Annotated in this window: 13 protein-coding genes; 3 read left to right on the plus strand and 10 right to left on the minus strand. The window is 37.3% G+C overall.

Annotation, left to right across the window (positions count from 1 at the left end; all coding sequences use genetic code 11):
- Window positions 1–47 precede the first annotated feature (47 nt).
- Window positions 48–587, plus strand: coding sequence for a hypothetical protein (locus ACM46_RS05745; RefSeq protein WP_048505694.1), 540 nt, complete (start codon window positions 48–50; stop codon window positions 585–587).
- A 7-nt stretch (window positions 588–594) separates the two neighbouring features.
- On the opposite strand, the gene ACM46_RS05750 is transcribed toward ACM46_RS05745, so the two are convergent.
- The 3 genes from ACM46_RS05750 to ACM46_RS05760 all read right to left on the minus strand — a co-directional run bounded on the left by ACM46_RS05750 (window position 595) and on the right by ACM46_RS05760 (window position 4,428).
- A complete protein-coding gene (locus tag ACM46_RS05750; protein ID WP_048506134.1) occupies window positions 595–978 on the minus strand; it encodes a DUF779 domain-containing protein in 384 nt (127 codons plus the stop codon).
- A 590-nt stretch (window positions 979–1,568) separates the two neighbouring features.
- Entirely contained in the window at window positions 1,569–2,603 is a 1,035-nt protein-coding gene (gene adhP / locus ACM46_RS05755; protein ID WP_048505695.1) for an alcohol dehydrogenase AdhP, read from the minus strand.
- 295 nt (window positions 2,604–2,898) lie between these two features.
- Entirely contained in the window at window positions 2,899–4,428 is a 1,530-nt protein-coding gene (locus ACM46_RS05760; protein WP_048505696.1) for an aldehyde dehydrogenase family protein, read from the minus strand.
- A 180-nt stretch (window positions 4,429–4,608) separates the two neighbouring features.
- Here ACM46_RS05760 and ACM46_RS05765 point away from each other — a divergent pair, with 180 nt between their 5' ends.
- Window positions 4,609–5,544 (plus strand): AraC family transcriptional regulator, encoded by a 936-nt coding sequence (locus ACM46_RS05765; RefSeq protein ID WP_048505697.1) that lies wholly within the window; start codon window positions 4,609–4,611, stop codon window positions 5,542–5,544.
- Window positions 5,545–5,620: 76 nt separating this feature from the next.
- Here the strand turns inward: ACM46_RS05765 and ACM46_RS05770 are convergent, their stop codons facing one another.
- Both ACM46_RS05770 and ACM46_RS05775 read right to left on the minus strand, forming a co-directional pair.
- Entirely contained in the window at window positions 5,621–7,168 is a 1,548-nt protein-coding gene (locus ACM46_RS05770; RefSeq protein WP_048505698.1) for a RagB/SusD family nutrient uptake outer membrane protein, read from the minus strand.
- Window positions 7,169–7,188: 20 nt separating this feature from the next.
- Window positions 7,189–10,023, minus strand: coding sequence for a SusC/RagA family TonB-linked outer membrane protein (locus tag ACM46_RS05775; protein ID WP_048505699.1), 2,835 nt, complete (start codon window positions 10,021–10,023; stop codon window positions 7,189–7,191).
- Between the two features lie 478 nt (window positions 10,024–10,501).
- Here ACM46_RS05775 and ACM46_RS05780 point away from each other — a divergent pair, with 478 nt between their 5' ends.
- On the plus strand, window positions 10,502–11,443 hold the full coding sequence (locus ACM46_RS05780; protein WP_053082676.1) for an alpha/beta hydrolase: 942 nt from the start codon (window positions 10,502–10,504) through the stop codon (window positions 11,441–11,443).
- Window positions 11,444–11,596: 153 nt separating this feature from the next.
- Here the strand turns inward: ACM46_RS05780 and ACM46_RS05785 are convergent, their stop codons facing one another.
- The 5 genes from ACM46_RS05785 to ACM46_RS05805 all read right to left on the minus strand — a co-directional run bounded on the left by ACM46_RS05785 (window position 11,597) and on the right by ACM46_RS05805 (window position 18,136).
- Window positions 11,597–12,925, minus strand: coding sequence for a hydroxymethylglutaryl-CoA synthase family protein (locus tag ACM46_RS05785; protein WP_048505700.1), 1,329 nt, complete (start codon window positions 12,923–12,925; stop codon window positions 11,597–11,599).
- Between the two features lie 149 nt (window positions 12,926–13,074).
- On the minus strand, window positions 13,075–15,585 hold the full coding sequence (locus ACM46_RS05790) for a M1 family metallopeptidase (RefSeq protein ID WP_048505701.1): 2,511 nt from the start codon (window positions 15,583–15,585) through the stop codon (window positions 13,075–13,077).
- A 15-nt stretch (window positions 15,586–15,600) separates the two neighbouring features.
- Window positions 15,601–15,831 carry a hypothetical protein gene (locus tag ACM46_RS05795; protein WP_048505702.1) on the minus strand — a complete coding sequence of 77 codons (231 nt, stop codon included), beginning with the start codon at window positions 15,829–15,831 and terminating at the stop codon, window positions 15,601–15,603.
- A 1-nt stretch (window position 15,832) separates the two neighbouring features.
- Entirely contained in the window at window positions 15,833–17,155 is a 1,323-nt protein-coding gene (locus ACM46_RS05800) for a serine hydrolase domain-containing protein (RefSeq protein WP_241485970.1), read from the minus strand.
- A 60-nt stretch (window positions 17,156–17,215) separates the two neighbouring features.
- Window positions 17,216–18,136 (minus strand): hypothetical protein, encoded by a 921-nt coding sequence (locus ACM46_RS05805; protein ID WP_048505703.1) that lies wholly within the window; start codon window positions 18,134–18,136, stop codon window positions 17,216–17,218.

The following is an 18,136-nucleotide window of genomic DNA, read 5'->3' on the forward strand; positions in this document are numbered from 1 at the left end:
AAGTCCTACGGATCGCATAAACTTCAAAAATTAACTTGAAATTTAATATGAGCTCTTTTTATAAAAGTATCGGCCTCTATGATAGGTTTAATATTGATATTGAAATGCATAAACCTGATTTCATAGAAAGTTTGAAGAAAATTACATATAAAACAAATACTACCTTCATTTCATTAGTTCCCGATAATGGGATTCCCACAAGATTTGAATATCGGGGAGAAATTAAAGAAGATTATTTTCTGATAAAAAGAAGATTGTATTTTTTTGACACAAATGTTATAGTTCCGGTTATAAAAGGTAGATTTTCACAACAGGAAAGTAAAAAGACATTGATCAATATTGAATTATTTCCTTCAAAGATTCATATGATTAGTCTTACTTTCTTATCCATACTTCTCCTGATCATAATTTTAAATATTAATTATCTTCTTCAAGAAAATGCAGAACTGATGTTTTCATCATTCATCCCTTTAATTCTTGTAATTTCTCATTATTTCACTTTAAAAGCCTGTATAAAAAGAGGCAGATATGACTTTGAAAGAGAAATTCATTTTCTTGCCCAAAATAATAATCAGTTTAAATTATAAATTTAATTCATTCACTTCGTTTTACAGGCTCCAGGTTTTCATATTCTTCCGGAGTGAAAAGTCTGTAATGAACTTTGAAAGTTTTGCCTAAAGGGGTTTCTAGGGAAAAGCCGCCCGGTCCGAATCCATCTGTAACATCCAGTGTAAAGTGAGAATATTTCCAGTATTCGAATAAATCGCGGTCTATCCAGAATTCATGTCCATTGATCGTTCCAATCATGGCATCATTCATGCGGGGGAAAAATCCTCCTTTCTCAAAACATTGCGGCTGAGTACCTTCACAGCACCCGCCTGCCTGATAAAACATGAGGGCTCCGTATTTTTTTTCGAGTTCGAAAATAATGTCCAGTGCAGCTTCTGTAGCGGATAGTCTTGATATTGTGGTTTCCATTTTTTTCTTTTTATTAAACAAGTTTGTCTGTATTAAGGTACGAAGATTTAATTGATGATAGAATTCAGCATTTCTTTTTGAAAAGCATTTTTGATTAAGTGATTTTGTTTCTTTTAGCTGTATATTATTAATCGCAAAGGGCGCAAAAGGTATTTCTTAGATTATGTTTTAAGGCGCGAGGATTTTATCTCCGATAAAATAATCATGTTGATAGTTAGAATTATTAAGATTAACTCATCAATTTTAAATTCTACCATAAAAAAAGCAGTATTAAAATTTGACAAAGTCAAATCCCTGGCGCCTTAAAACTCTATTTTTATAAAAAATTGCGCCTTTGCGATTAACAACAATAAGGACATTCTTCTATTTTCTTTTTTAATAAATGAATATATTAGTTAATCGCAAAGGCGCGATTTTTTTTATCTTTATTCTGTTGTAAGGCGCGAGGATTTTATCTTCGATAAAATAACAGACTGCTGAAATTCATCCAAACAAGATACTCTGTATTGCAAAATGTATTTGTATTCTTCATCTTCTTTTACTAAAAAACCCGGCAAAAAAATCTGCCGGGCCCATTAACTCATAACAACTTAATTTGAGCCGGCAATATCTAATACGATCCTGCCGTCAATCTGTCCTTTCTTCATTTTATCAAAAACGTCATTGATATCTTCCAGTTTTGCCGAGGTTACCGTTGCTTTTACAAGGCCTTCATTAGCAAAATCGAGTGCTTCCTGAAGGTCTTTCCTTGTTCCGACAATAGAACCTCTCACGGTTATTCTCTTTAATACGGTTTCGAAGATAGGAAGCTCAAAAGAACCCGGAGGAAGCCCGTTAAGCGCAATGGTTCCTTTTCTTCTGAGTACATCTATCCCCTGTTTGAAAGCAATCGGAGAAACGGCGGTAATAAGTGCACCATGCATTCCTCCGACTTCTTTATGCAGGTATTCTCCAGGGTCTGTATTTTTTGCATTCACGACGAGGTCTGCTCCCAGTTTTTTCGCGAGTTCCAGTTTGTCATCTGCTACATCAATAGCTGCCACATGCATTCCCATAGCTTTTGCATACTGAACAGCCACATGTCCCAGTCCTCCTATTCCTGAAATAGCCACCCATTCTCCAGGTTTTGTTTCAGTTTCTTTTAAACCTTTATAAACGGTAACTCCTGCACACAAAATAGGGGCAATTTCCAGAAAATTGACATCCGATTTTAGGTGTCCCACATATCTTGAATCAGCAATTACATATTCTGCAAAGCCCCCATCTACACTGTATCCGCCATTTTTCTGAGCTTCACAAAGGGTTTCCCATCCGGTAATACAATAATCACAGCATCCACAGGCACTGTACAGCCACGGAACTCCTACCGCATCTCCTTCTTTTACCTGTGCTTCCGGTCCGCAAGCCACTACAATACCTACTCCTTCATGTCCTGGAATCAGAGGCATTTTCGGTTTGGCAGGCCAATCTCCGTCTACAGCATGTAAATCTGTGTGACATACTCCGCAGGCTATTACTTTTACCAATACTTCATATCTTCCGGGCTCTCTCACCGGAACTTCTTCTATTTTAAGCGGCTGTCCGTAGCCTTGAACTATGGCGGCTTTCATTGTTTTTGGGATCATATTTTTTTGAGTTTGGATTTGGATTAATGGTGAATGATAAATGATGAGTGATGAATGGTCAATTGTGAATTTTACTATTGACTGGTCATTCACTATTGACTTGCGTAGCAAAATTGACTTTTCACATTGAAAAAATCCTCTTCGTCTGTTTTCGCGTGAGGGATGGGAGGGGCGGCGAGGAACGAGCCGGTACGGAATGAAATGGAGCACCGAAACGAAGTGAAGCCCCGGACAAGCCCGACCGTTTTGCCCCGGCTTCTGCAGGGGCAAACGGGCACGCCCTAATATTTAAAAATTAAAAGAAACCTAATTTGTTTTTGTTATAGGAGATCAGCATATTTTTGGTCTGACGGTAATGGTCAAGCATCATTTTATGGTTTTCTCTGCCAATTCCCGACTGCTTGTATCCTCCAAAAGGTGCTCCTGCCGGATAAGAATGGTACTGATTTACCCAAACTCTTCCCGCCTGGATCTGACGCGGAACATTGTACAGCTGGTGTGCATCTCTGGTCCATACGCCTGCCCCAAGTCCATAGATGGTGTCATTGGCTATTTTGATTGCTTCTTCCTCATTTTTAAAAGTGGTGAAAGCCAGTACCGGACCGAAGATCTCTTCCTGGAAAATTCTCATCCTGTTGTTGCCTTTGAAAATCGTAGGCTGGATATAAAACCCATCCTGTAAATCTTCACCCACATTATTTACATCTCCTCCAATAAGCACTTCCGCTCCTTCTTCTTTTCCTAACTGAATGTAGGAAAGAATCTTATCTTTCTGGATCTGGGATGCCTGAGCTCCCATCATTACTGTTTTGTCCAGAGGGTTTCCTACTTTTATGGCTTTTACTCTTTCGATGACCTTTTCAATGAATGCATCCGCAATATCTTCCTGAACCAGAAGTCTTGAAGGACATGTACAGATTTCTCCCTGATTCAGGGCAAAAAGAACTGCTCCTTCAATGGCTTTATCAAGGAATTCATCATCAGCATCCATCACTGAGCTGAAGAAAACGTTTGGAGATTTCCCTCCTAGTTCAAGGGTTACAGGAATAATATTTTCTGTTGCGTATTGCATTACGAGGCGCCCCGTGGCTGTAGAACCCGTAAATGCGGCTTTTGATACTTTCGGGTTGGTCACTAAAGCTCTTCCCAGCTCGGCTCCAAAACCATTAACGATATTCATCACTCCCGGAGGCAGCAAATCACCAATAATTTCCATTAAAACCATGATAGAAACGGGTGTACTTTCTGCCGGCTTCAATACTACACAGTTTCCTGCAGCCAGGGCCGGAGCCAGCTTCCAAACCGCCATCAGTATCGGAAAGTTCCAGGGGATGATCTGAGCAATAACTCCCAGTGGTTCGTGTACGATCAGGGAAACGGTGTCTTTATCAAGTTCGTTGTGGGAACCTTCTTCTGCTCTGACTACGGAAGCAAAATACCTGAAATGGTCTATTGCAAGGGGTAAATCAGCAGCTAAGGTTTCTCTTACCGCTTTTCCGTTATCGATGGTTTCAACGATGGCAAGGTACTCAAGGTTTTGTTCTATCCTGTCTGCTATTTTATTCAGAATAATACTTCTTTCTGTAGAGGATGTATTTTTCCATGTCTGGAATGCTTTATCAGCCGCATTTACCGCCAGCTCCAGATCTTCTTTGGAAGAATGGGCTACCTGAGTGAAATTCTGCCCGTTAACCGGTGAAACTACATTGAAATACTGTCCGTTAACCGGAGGAGTAAATTTACCGTCAATATAGTTATCGTATTTGTTTTTGAATTCAGGCCACTGGAAAGCAGTCTCTGATTTCGGTTCTGTCATTGTGCTCATATTAATGTAATTTTAATTTTTTCCTACCACCAAATTACATTTACCCATGAAAAAGAGATAGCACAATCGTATAAAAAAGCTTCAAAATAGTGCAGATGTTCAATTTTATAATTTTATTAACAACAGTGTAGGGCTAAAATTTATATATTTGAGTTATTGGGTTTTACAAAATGTTTAGAAATGAATAACGATAATAAATTTTTATTAAACACTCCTGAATTAAAGAAAGAGAGCCAGTTATTGAACCTTGTTGAAAACCAGACAAAATTCAATCTAAACAACTGTGAATTTAGCATTTACGAGACTCACAAAGCAGCTTTCGGGGTCAAACTTCATTTTGAAAATATTGCTTTTACTGCCATGTTAAGGGGTAAAAAACATATGAAGCTGGATAATAAAACCAATTACTTTGATTATTTTCCCGGAGAAAGTGTTCTTGTTGCTCCCGGAGAAACGATGGTCATCGACTTTCCCGAAGCAGATGAAGCCCCTACCCAATGTATTTCTTTAAGCCTGAATCCTGACTTTATAGAGGATTCTCTCAATTATTTAAATTACAGTCTTCCTAAAGTGGATGAAACTTCGCAATGGAATATTCAGCTGGATGAGTTTTTTCTTTTTAATAATAAATCTTTGGCTTCTGCAACGAATAACATCATGAGAATAGCCATGGATGATAATACTCAAAAGGATATTATGGCAGATTTTGCATTGAAGGAACTTCTGATCCGCCTGATGCAGACTCAGGCAAGAAGCATGGTAGAAAAGAATATTGCAAAAAACAAATCCAGAATAGGATTCGCGGTAGACTATATCCGTAAAAACCTTCACCAAAAGCTGTCCATCGACAGTATTGCAAAACTGGCTTATGTAAGCAAATCCAATTTCTTTAAAATGTTCAAGGATGAATTGGGAACTTCTCCGAATGATTTTATCCTGCAGGAAAGAATCAACAAGGCAAAGGAATTGCTAGCCGGACAGAACAGCATTAAAGAAACGGCCTATCAAACAGGGTTTTCAGACACCAATTATTTCACCCGGGTTTTCAAACAGCTGGTAGGAGTTACTCCAAAAAGCTATCAGACAAGGGCTGTATTTTCTAAGGAATATCTGTAGTCCGGATTAAAAAATAAATGGGACTGTCTCACTTTTGAGACAGCCCCATTCTTTAAATATTGGTGGCAGTATTTTTTTAGTATCCCGTATTCTGAACAATATTCGGATTTGCATTCAATTCGTTTTGAGGAATTGGTAAAGCAAACTTATAACTATTGTTTGGCAAGTTAGCAGGATTTGCTGCAGGGTAGTTGGAAGAACTGGAAGAGTAATCAGCCGGATCTCTATTAATCGTAACATTAGCTTTCGTTGCTAATCTTTTGATGTCTATAAAACGATGTCCTTCATAGGCTAACTCTAATCTTCTTTCTTTTAAAATTCCAGCCCAAGCAGCTGTTGCATTTGCATATACAGGAGGAACTTGTGTAACTCCAAATCTTGCATCTAAAACAGATTTTAATGCTAATCCTACTCCAACTAAATCTCCAGCTTCTGCTCTTGCTTCCGCTTTGATTAAATACATTTCAGAAATTCTCATGATTTTAAAATCATTGTTGAATCCATTAGTAGCCGTAACCGCTGCTGTAACACTACCCGTCTCGGTGCCCCCATGTTTCTGAATAATTAATTTATCCGTATTTCTGTAATCAGCAGAAGTTGCATAATTAGGATCAATAATAGAAGATGGAGCTACAATCACATTTCTTCTTACATCACCTGGATTTTGATCCAGTATATTAAAAAGTGATCTACCCACTTCATAGAGCGGGGAACCATTTAAGTTCGGTGCTACAGAACACCATCCATTATGCAAATTAGTACCCTGGGCATTTTGCTGAACAGTTCTTTTTAATCTGAAAATAACTTCTTTATTTGCAGGTTCATTATCCGTAAAGAATACTTTTCGGTAATCTGCCGGATTTGCTAAAGTAACACCTGAGTTATTAATTACATCATCCGCCCATTTTTCTGCATTAATGTAATCTTCTTTATAAGCATAAGCCCGAGCTTTTAAGCCTTTTGCAAAGTTTTTATTCGCAAAATTATTATTTGCAGTATAATTACTCAGGCTATTATAAATTGCTAATGCTGCATCTAAATCGTTATGAATTTGTGCATAAAATTCACCATTCTTCACTCTGGGATTTTCTTTTTCTTCCGGCTCAAATACTCTATTGGCAAGTATTCCAGCCAATGCATTATCATCTTTTAGATTGGGTGAAAAATATGATAATATTTTCAAATGTCCATAAGCTCTAACAGTCAAAGCTTCTGCTTTCAATCTGGAAATCAGCTCAGCATCGGTTGGGTTAATTGGCACTACAGTATCTGCATATTTAATGACTCTGTTAGCTCTTGCTAAAGCAAAATAAGTGTTAACCCAGATATTAGACGAAAGCTCTGAAGAAGGAATCACTAAAAATATATATTCTGAAGAGATACCCTGCCCTCCATTTGCATAACCAATTCCAACCTCATCTGTAAAAACAGAAGAAAAAACAAACTCTGATCTATTGGAAAGTATATTGTATGTTGAGTTAATAAGCTTTTGTAAATCTGAAGATTGTGTGATGGCAGTCTCTTCCGTTAAAGATCCCGGAGTAAATGGTGCTATAAGCTCATTACTACAAGAAGTAAATAATATTCCTGATGCTGCTATTATATATTTAAATATTTTTTTCATTGTTGTTTATCTTAATTTAATTAGAACTTAATATCAAAACCTAATGTTACAACTCTAGGTGTTGGATATCTTTGTTGATCAGATGCGTTTGGATTTTCCACATCATATCCTTTCCATTTTGTAAATGTGAGTAAATTTTCTCCCTGTAACGTGATTGCCATATCACTGATAAAGGTATCTGCTAAGAGTTTTTTAGGAATTCGATATCCCACCTGCACATTTCTAAGTCTAACATAAGAAGCATCTACCAGGAATCTATCAGAATTACCCTGTAACCCCAGATTAGCTGCTTTAAGAGAAGGAACATTTGTATTGGTATTAGTAGACGTCCAAGCATTTAAAAGATCTCTCTCCACATTAAACTGTGCTATATTATTAGGGTTATATAAACTAGACATATCATAATCAAAGCGCTTTACTTTTGCAACAAAAGTGAAAGTAGATGAAACAAAGAAACTTTTGTAGCCAAAATCAAACCCAAAACCTCCCTGGTATTTTGGCAGTCTATTTACCCCCATAAGCTTTCTATCCGCATCTGTAGGATTTTCCGTTGAATTACCATTAGCATCCTCAAACAAAAGATTACCATTCGCTGGGTTTACACCTAAATATTTATATAGAAAATACTCTCTAAGCAATCCATCATTAGCAGTAACTACTAGCCCATCTGCAATCCTGCCACCCCCAGATTTGATACCACTTATCTTTTGATTATTTATTGATCCATTTACTCTAAAGGTTAGCGAAACACCGTTTCCATTGCTCCTTAACATATCATAAGCTAAGCTTAATTCAATACCTTTATTTTCTAAAATGACATCGGTATTTCTTACGATACTCAAGGTTCCCAACACCGGAGCTGTAGGATCCGGCATATATAAATCATGCGTTTTTTTCACATAATAATCGAAAGATCCTTTTAATCTTCTTTTAAAAAATTCAAAATCAGATCCGATATTATACTGTTTGGTAGTTTCCCATCTCAAATTTTTATCACCGAAGTTAATTGCATAACCTTGAGTTCCGTTATATGTATTATTGGTTACACTGTAAACATTGGTATAGCCCGGAGGGTTTAATCCTGCATAAATGGTTCCGTCTACAATTCTCTGATTTCCTTGTGTACCATAAGATGCCCTAATCTTGAATGCATCTACAAACTTTATATTCTCCATAAATGTTTCTTCATCAAGATTCCATCTTCCTCCGACAGACCAAAAAGTACCCCATTGTTTATCATCAAAGAATCTATTGGTTCCATCTCTTCTAAGAACACCCGTAATTCCATATTTTTTATTAAAATCATAATCAACTGATCCAAAATATGATATCATGGCCCACTTTAACTTTGACGTACTAGTTGTTGGTACATAAAAATCATTGCTTGATGTATCTGCCACATAGCCGGCTCCTGTTCCGGGAACAAATGTTTTGGGATCAAGTCCTCTTTGTCTTGTATTATTAATATTGAGCTGCGAATAGTTATATTCAGCATTTCCCTGGAGTGTAAAAGTATGGTTACCTATTGTTTTAGAGTACTCCAATTGCCAAAGATTATTAAATAAAAATTCCCTTCTCAAATTCATATCTTCAAAACCGGAAAATTCCTGTGCTCCTTTGAATAAAAATGCATTAAAGGAAAGTGGATATTCTGATTGAACAAATCTATTATTCAGGTATTGTCCTGAAGTTCTCATCTTTGCTGTTAAATCATTGGTAAGCTTGTATGATACATTAGCAGCCATATCCATTCTAATTTCTTCCGTAAGATTGCCATAGTTCACTAATTTATCCATTAGCATTAATGGAGTGTACAACAATGTTCCATCTTTGGAGTATAAATCAAATAACTGTTGCCCACTTTGATACAGATCAGGAGATAAATAAGGTGCAGATTGATAGGCTCCTAAAACATAATTTCTATTAACTGCTCCACCATCCAGTATTGCTTCATTATTTTTAGAGAATCCAAAACCTGTAACTAATGAATATTTGAATCGCTCGTTCTCGCTCCTGCCATTAATATTGTTTCTTACAGTAAATCTTTTTAATCCCGTTGTTTTTAAAATTCCTTCATTATCAAGGTAACCTACTGACGTATATGAATTAATGTTCTGCCCTCCGGATTCTATTGCCAGGTCATGGCTCTGGGTAATTGCAGGTCTGAAGAAAATTTTCCTCCAGTCTGTATTTATAGTATAATTAGCAATTTGCTCATCAGTCATTTTAGCTCCCATACCTACACCAAACCCTTTTTGCATGGTTAGTAATTCTTTGGCATTGGAAAAGTTGTATTTTGGATCCTGTAAAACAGACACTCCAAACTGAGTACTATACCGAACACGCATTTTTTGGTTGTACTTCCCATTCTTTGTGGTAATTATTATGACCCCGTTGGATCCTCTCGATCCAAATTCTGCAATTGCCGCAGCATCCTTTAGTACAGAAAAAGAATCAATATCATTCGGATTTATTGATCTAAAATTATCACTATTGGAAGGAAAGCCATCAATAACATACAATGGATCAGAATTTCCATTATATGTACCTACTCCTCTAATGATAACCGTAGGCTTAGCGCCCGGTTGTCCAGTACTTGCAGTAACATTTACTCCGGCCAATTGCCCCTGAATAATATTCATGACATTTGCATTAGGCCTGTTTTCAATCGTTTTACTATCAACTGTTGCAACTGAAGTTGCTGATGTTTTCTTGGTTGTATTTCTATAACCAATAACTAAAACTTCATCAATTTCTTTTGAGGAGATTGTATCTTTTTTGACCTTCTGTGCTGACACAGCCTGCCCCATAAAGAATAAAGCTCCGACACTTAACACACATAATTTTACATTCATGTTTTTAATTTTAGCATTATAGACAGCAAATATGTTAATAAAGCTTAACAAATTCAAAACACAAAACACTGTAAAACAACGAATTAAAGCGTATTAATTTAGTTAAAAACAAAAAAACAACCTATTTAAAAAACATGGTTTATCAAAATACTTTAAAAAATTCTTTGAAATAGAAATTAAATGGAATTTTTATGACAGAAAAAAAAATAACTCTAATAAAACGAAATCAAAAAATTTTAAAATAAAATTAACAATAACTTAAATTATCATTAATAAAATAAAGATTCATTTTTATCAATATGTAAACAAAATAAAGATTTCACCTCTAAATTCATCAAAAAAAATAAACAATAAATCATTAAAAAAGAAAAAGCATTTCAAAGAAAGAAGTGTTTTTTATAAGTTATTAAGAAATTAATTAGAAGGATGCACTTGGCATAATCAACAGATTATTTTAATTTTAAGATCAAATACATCTATGAGAACACTTACGGTCTTCACTATTGTACTGCTTATTTCCGGTATCCGATGCGAAGCACAAATTCGGGAGAAGACAGATCATACCTTATCAGTTCAGGGACAGATTCCTTTGTGGAACCATAATATGCCTGAAGGTCCGGGTCCTCAAGATGCAGAAGTTATAACCGATAAAGGATCTGTCACCCATATTTCAAATCCACGGCTGATTGTTCATCAACCCTCCAATCCCAACGGAACTGCTATTCTGGTGATCAGCGGTGGTGGATATGCCCATATTGAGATGGGTAAAGAAAGTACTCCTGCAGCTCAATGGCTCCAGTCTGAAGGAATTACAGCGTTCGAACTTATTTACAGGCTTCCGCAGGAGAACTGGAAAACGTACAATGTCCCATTTGAAGATGCCCAAAGAGCCATGCGTTTGATTCGAAGTGTGGCTAAAAAATATAATATTGACCCCCATAAAGTAGGAATTCTGGGGTTTTCTGCGGGAGGACATTTGGCAGGTTTTACATCGGCTCTGCCTCATAAAAAGCTTTATCAGCCCGTTGATGAAACAGACTCTTTATCTGCCAGACCTGATTTTACAGGATTAATATATCCGGTTATTTCCATGCTGCCTCCCAATAATAATACCCATTCACGGAAAAGTATTATCGGAAACAAACCTGCTCTTTCGGTGGAAACCGCATTTTCGGTGGAAAAACAGGTAACTTCTGATATGCCTTTTACTTTCCTGGCACAGGCACAGGATGACCCTATTTCTTCTGTAAATAACAGCATACTTCTCTATTCTGCTTTAAGAAAAGTGAATGTTCCGGCTGAAATGCATCTTTTCCAAACCGGAGGACATGGCTGGGGAATGGGTAAAAAAGAAAGCCCAACTGCCTCATGGCCGGAACTTTTTAAAGCTTGGGCTGAGAATAATGGTTTCTGGAAATAGAGAGGAAGGAAGTTTGAAGCTGGGAGAGGGAAGCTGTTCTATTCTGAAAGTATTGAGGAGTATCATCCTTGTCAAGGTTTTTGAACCTTGACAAGGATGATAATTCACTGGGATAGAGATTCAGATCCAGATCCTTTACCCCGCTGATATTTTTTAATCCTGACTATGATAATATCTGGCTCCGTTCAAAACAGGATTTCCCGATTCTACAGATACAAGACCAAAACCGCTGTAATCTTTATTAACGGACTGATTCAGCTGTTTTCTGTGGAGTTTTTCATAGGTTTCAAAATCAATAGCCGTTCTATTTTTTAAATTTTCAAATAAATTCCATTTTGAAACTACTGTTTTCCAATCTTTAGAAACTTTTCCTGCAAAAACTTTCGATTTTGAACCACTTCCATATCCTAAAAACCCAATTTCTTGACCATCCAACTCTTCGTTTTCATTAAAGGAAACCTGCAATGCAGAAAGCAAAGCCATGAATATAGAAGCCGTATACATATTTCCGATTTCTGAAGACGCACGCTGTGATTTTTCAATCTTTTCGTTAATAAAACCCAAATAATTTTCTGATTTTGCTACGGCCTTCTGTTCCTCCGGCGTTTGGTAAGAGATTCCATTTTCGAGACTGTAAATTTCTGTAAATACTCTTTTTCCGTGGAAGGCATAAGGAAGATGGAAAATAAGGTATCTCCAGTCCTCATAAGGTTTATCTTTTCCTGTAATTTCTTTATAATGCTGATAAGCTTCTCTTATTCTGTCCTGGTAACACTGATTTGAATATTGTCCGTCAAAAACAGGTTCATCCGTAAAAACTTCAATTTTATCAGGGAAAGTATCTGGTGCCGCATTGAGATCTTCTTTATGATAGTGTCTTCGGGGTTTAAAAAAGTCGAAAACACTTTCTGTAGCCACTCCCCAGTTGTTTTCTATTTCCAGGAGATCAGGTTTTGATGAAACCAACAGTGCTACTGCGCCTCCACCCTGAGTGTATTCTCCGGAAGATGCCAGTTCATATTTAGCATAATCGCTGGCAATAACCACTGCTTTTTTATCAGGATTCACTCTTACAAAATCAAGAGAATTATGCAGGGCATCTACTGCTCCGATGCAGGCAAAGGTCATATCTACCACATCACAGTTTCTGAAACATCTTTCTCCAAACTCTTTTTCCAGTTGCTTTTCAACCATCTGCATCGCATAAGAAGCTGTTGGTTTAGCAGCATCCAGAGCACTTTCGGTTCCCAAATAAATTCTTGCTATATCTTTCGGATCAAGATCATAATCCTTAATCAGTTTTAATAAAGCTTCAGCTGCAAATGTTGCCGCATCTTCATGAACATCCGGAAAACCCATCTTATGCAGCCCCAGGCCTTTTTCCAGTTTTGCCGATTCAATCCCTCTTTTCTCCGCCAGATCTTTAATTTCTAAATATAAAGACGGCACATAATAGCCCGCAGCCTCAATTCCAAAAGTCATTCTATTTTAAATTTTTATACGAATTTATAAAATGATGTTTGAATACACCTCCAATTTTGGGGTCTAATTTCTCTTTTCAATGCAAAAATCATAAAAAAACCGCTGTTTATTGCAGCGGTTTTATATGATTATAAATTTTAAAGGTCTGTTTACTTAAAATCTTCAATGGCTTTGTTCAGCGCATCAATCTGCTTGTTAATGCTTGCTGCATTCTGAGGATTCTGTCTCAGCAATTCCATTTTCTTACTTAAACCATCTTTCAGCATCTGGGAAATCATCATTTTTACCTGAGGATTGTCTCCCATTTCGCCTTTCGCATGGCTTAGGATTTTGGTTACATTTTCAGTTGCTTTCAGGTTATCTGAGCTCATAATCCAGTTATACCCTTCTTCTGCAGACTTTCCTAATTCCGGATTCTGGAATTTAATAAATGGATAGAATGCCACAAGTGGAGTAATATTAGACATCTGAGACGTCACTTTATTCTTTACAATAACAGGAAGAAGCTGGCCCAGCATTTCATCTGAAACGCCTTCAAGATCAATTTTATCAGCCAGTGTACTTGCTTTTGACGGATCTATCGCTACAACACCACTTAACGAATTAGCTTTTACTGCATTAGAAACTGCATTAATTCCTTTTTCAAAAACCGGAAGGTATTTTTTATCCTTCGTTTTCGTCAGGGCACCAATTGCAGCAGCCTGAACAAGGGTTTTCGGATCATTGGATGCTAATTTCTCAACATCTGCTGCCAAAGCTTTTGCCTGCTCAGGATTGGAAAGATCCATCAGCTGAAGGGCTTTGATTCTTGTTCTGAAATACGGATCTTTTAATGCTGCCGCCAATAATTTTGTCGCTGCAGGATTTTTTCCTACCTGGTCTTTTATAGCTGTCAAAGCCGTGTATCTGCTCTTAAATTCCTTAGAATTGGTGAACTGCATCAGGTTCTGCTCCGGAGTTTTCGTATCGGTGATATCTGCCAGCAAAATACCGTCTGCATTGATATTGACAAGATCAGGCGTTTTAGAAACATCAAAATTAAAGGTATTCTTCGCTTCTGCATTTACCCAAACGTTGTATCTTTTCGGCTTTCCATTGTCGTATACATCAATGGCAAGAGGGAATTCAAAAGGCTGCTCCTGAGTCTGGTTGATTGTTACCGCCACCTGTTTTTTTACCGGTTCAAAGGTAAACGAGTAGTTGATTTTAGGATTTCCGCTTCCGAAATACCATTGGTTGAAAAACCAGTTCAGGTCTTTTCCGGAAACTTTTTCGAAAGACAGTCTTAGCTGGTGAGCTTCTCCATTCTGATATTCATAGCTTTTCAGATAATCATTCATTCCGGCAAAGAAGGCATCATCACCCAGATAATTTCTCAGCATATGAAGGATACCTCCACCCTTTTGATAGGTTACAAGATCGAAAACATCTTCTCTGGAATCATAATTGAATCTTACCAGATCTTTCTTGAAATCTTTGGGATTGTGGATGTACATGTTGACATCAGACATTTGGTGGTAATCTGCCTGATCTTTTCCGTATTTATACTCATTCCAAAGGTATTCGGAATAATTGGCGAAAGATTCGTTTACGGTAAGGTTACTCCAGCTTTCCGCAGTTACAAGATCTCCGAACCAATGATGGAACAGTTCATGAGCAATAGTATCTTCCCATTTGTTTTCATCAATTAACTGTCCCGGTTTCTGAAGAATATCGCTTCCGTGAAGAGTGGCTGTCGTATTTTCCATGGCGCCACTTACATAATCTCTTCCTGAAATTTGTGCATATTTTGCCCATGGATAGTCATATCCCAGCTTTTTGGAGAAAAACTCGATCATTTCCGGGGTATTTCCGTAGATCTGTTTTGCATAAGGTTCATATTCTTTTTCGATGTAATAATCTACCGGAATATTTTTCCATTTGTCTTTAACGATGGCATACTCGCCTACCCCCATAAAGAACAGATAAGTGGCATGTCTTTTATCCATTACCCAATGATCGGTTCTCAGGTTGTTCCCTTCTTTCTGCGAATCTTTTAAAATTCCGTTGGAAAGGGTAACATATTTGTCAGGAACGGTCATGTAGATTTCCTGAGTAGTCTTCTGATTGGGTTTATCAATGGTTGGGAACCATGCAGAAGAGGATTCCGTTTCACCCTGCGTCCAGATCTGAGTAGGCATATCCGGATCCTGTCCCTGTGCATTGATGAAATAAAGTCCTTTGGCATCATTGATGGCCATGCTTCCTTTTTGTTTCACTTCATTCGGGCGGGCGGTATACTTGATATATACGGTATATTCCTGATTTTTCTGATAGGTTTTATCCAGTGTGATTTTTAGGATTTCGTCTTTGTATTCATACTTCAGGGGAGATCTCTTTCCGTTGTTGTCCAGAGCTACTTCATGAATCAGCATTCCTTTTGCGTCAAGGGTTAATTCATTGGTAGGATAAAAATAAGGAGAGGCCGTCAACCATTCTTCCCCGCCCATCTGCTCTTTCTGATAATCAAAATTGACTTTAAGCTTTGTATGTTTAAGCTCCGTTACTTTGGTATGTGTAGCTCTGTACACTTTTTCTCTTCCTGAAGTTTCGGTTTGTGCTGATACATTCGCGGAAAAGAAAATTCCGAGTATAGCAATGGACAAAATCGCCTTTTTCATCTGTTACTTTATTAATTATTTTTTAGAATTATTTTTTGTTATTATATCGAAAATATCATTCACGAGGGTTTCATAATCACCTGTTTTCAGCTGTTCTTTTGTTTTGGCAAATGCTTTTTTCAACTCGCTTTCGGGATTTTCATCATCAATAATTTCTGCAGAAGCCACGCCTTTCAGCTGTAATACTGCATTTTTTAATGCTTCCAGATCTGCTCCTTCTTCGGTATTTATCTTCAAATATTTCATTTTACTGTTTTTTAAATGTAAACTTATTGGCTCCCTGTGAGAAATCCATCGTTCCTTTTTCAGCGTTGAATTTCATATTGATTCCTGCCATTTCAAACTTAAATTCACTCTCAGAGACTGCTTCCAGTGGGAATGTGCCCTGTCCTGTAGCCTGCCCTTTCAGTTTTCCGTCTTCTAAAAATATTTTGATGTCCAGCGGGAATCCTTCTGCCTTGTACAATCCTTCATATTTTTTCAGAATTTCTGCGGCTACAGAAACTTCTCTAAAATTAGGCATTTTAAAGTCTTTGCCAATGGATGTCTGCAGCATTTTAATAGAAATATCATTATTGTTATAATCGGACTGATTGGTCATAAAGCTGACAGCCGTTTTCAATTCAGGGAAATAATACAGTACGGAAAGGAACTGATCAATTCCACCATTGTGCCCATATCCGGAATATTTTTCGAAAGGTACTTGTGCAATTCCGTAGCCATATCCGTCTTTAAAGTTTTTCATCCGGGCCAGACTTTCTTTACTGACCAATTTTCCATTTTCCAGGGCAATGATAAATTTCAGAAGCTCGGCAGGTGTAGAAATAATATTTCCTGCGCCTGTCGGAACACTCATATCAGTTTCCTGCCACGGCTGGTAACTTCCATTGGAATACGTATAGGAAAGTGCCTGGTTTTGGGAGGGATCAATTTTTCCGCCTACTTTTGTCAGTTTTAATTTCAAAGGTTCGGTTATTTTTCTCTGAAGCAGCTCTGCATAGGTCTTTTTGTATACTTTTTCCAATATAAAGGCCAGCAGAATGTAGTTTGAATTGCTGTATTCATATTTGGTTTCCGGAGAAAAGTCACTTTTATATTTTTTAATGATAGTAAGCAGCGACTGTTCCGTCTGCGGCTTTGTGTTATAAGTCCAGTATTCTTCCTCATCAGTCAGATTGTGGATTCCGCTTCTGTGCTGCAGAAGATTTTCAATGGTGATTTTATCTGCATTCTCAATTTCCGGATACCAGGTGGAAAGTTTGGCGTCAAGGGCTAACTTTTTCTCTTCAACAGCTTTCATCACAAGTACTGCGGTGAATGTTTTCGAAATAGAACCAATGCGGTATTGGGTATTTATATTGGCTTTCTGCTGTTTTGAGGCATCGGAAAAACCAATAACTTTCTGAAAAGTGGGCTGGTCATTTTCCGTCATGGCAAAACTTCCCATTACTTTATGATGTACAGAAAGTGAATCGAGATAATCCATGAGTTTCTGTTTGTTCACACTTTGCGAAAACGCAGTACAGGAAATGCCTGCTGCCGCAACAAAAAACAGTTTTTTAAGAATCATATTATCGTTTTACAATCAGTAGTAAAATCGCAGAATCTGTTACAAACAAAATGGGAAATATTACCGGTAATCTTCAGCAGAAATCCCGTTATTTTCCAGCTGTGACATGATTTGGGGCTCATTTCTCCAAAGGCTGTCTTTTTTGAGATAATTCAGAATTATTTTTTTGTTTCCGGTATTATTAAAGGAAAGAAGCATTGATACATAATCCCTTTTACGGCTTTCTCCAATAGAATCGTTTTCGATAAGTTTTATAAACTCTTTCTGCAACGGGCCAGCATATTCTTTTTTGTGCCAGGAATCGAGGTAAAGCAATGCGGGCAGTCTATGATTGTCAAAGGCTAGTCTGACAATCTGCTGTTTTAGACCGTCGGAATAGGTTCTGTTTCTCAAAGCTGTGGCAAGGATCAGTTCAGAAGCATCCGGCATAAAAAGAAGCATGCTGTCGAGCTGTTTCAAATTGACATCAGACTTCAGTTTTTCCGGTTTTAATGTGTAATAATAATTCCAGTACACAGGTTCTGCAGGATGATCTTCACCGATGATACAGCCATTCTGAATATGAATCTTCCCTTTTCTGTGGAGCATTTTCTGAAAACCCGACACATCGTATTTCCCTTTTCTTTCTAAAAGTCCAATAACTGCATATACAGCTACTACACTATTTTTATTATCCGTAAGGGCAAACAGTTCCTGTTCTGAAGCAGCGTCATATAATTTTCTGAAATTTTTGAAATTGGGAGGGTTACCTTCCGAACCTTTTCCTCCATAAGCCGTTTCATAGACATTTAAAGCAGAAATATCTTTCACGGTTTTTCTTAAATGCTGAGGCACATTCAACGTATCAAAGACAACATCTTTTGTGAAGTCAAATTCTTCAATCAGCGGATTGGATGCAACTTTCTTTTCTTTCTGCTGATGTTTCTGACAGCCCGAAAGAATAAGGATGGCAACTCCCGCAAAAATTGTCGGAAATTTCAT

It is taken from the genome of Chryseobacterium angstadtii (assembly GCF_001045465.1).
GTDB classification, from domain to species: Bacteria; Bacteroidota; Bacteroidia; order Flavobacteriales; family Weeksellaceae; genus Chryseobacterium; species Chryseobacterium angstadtii.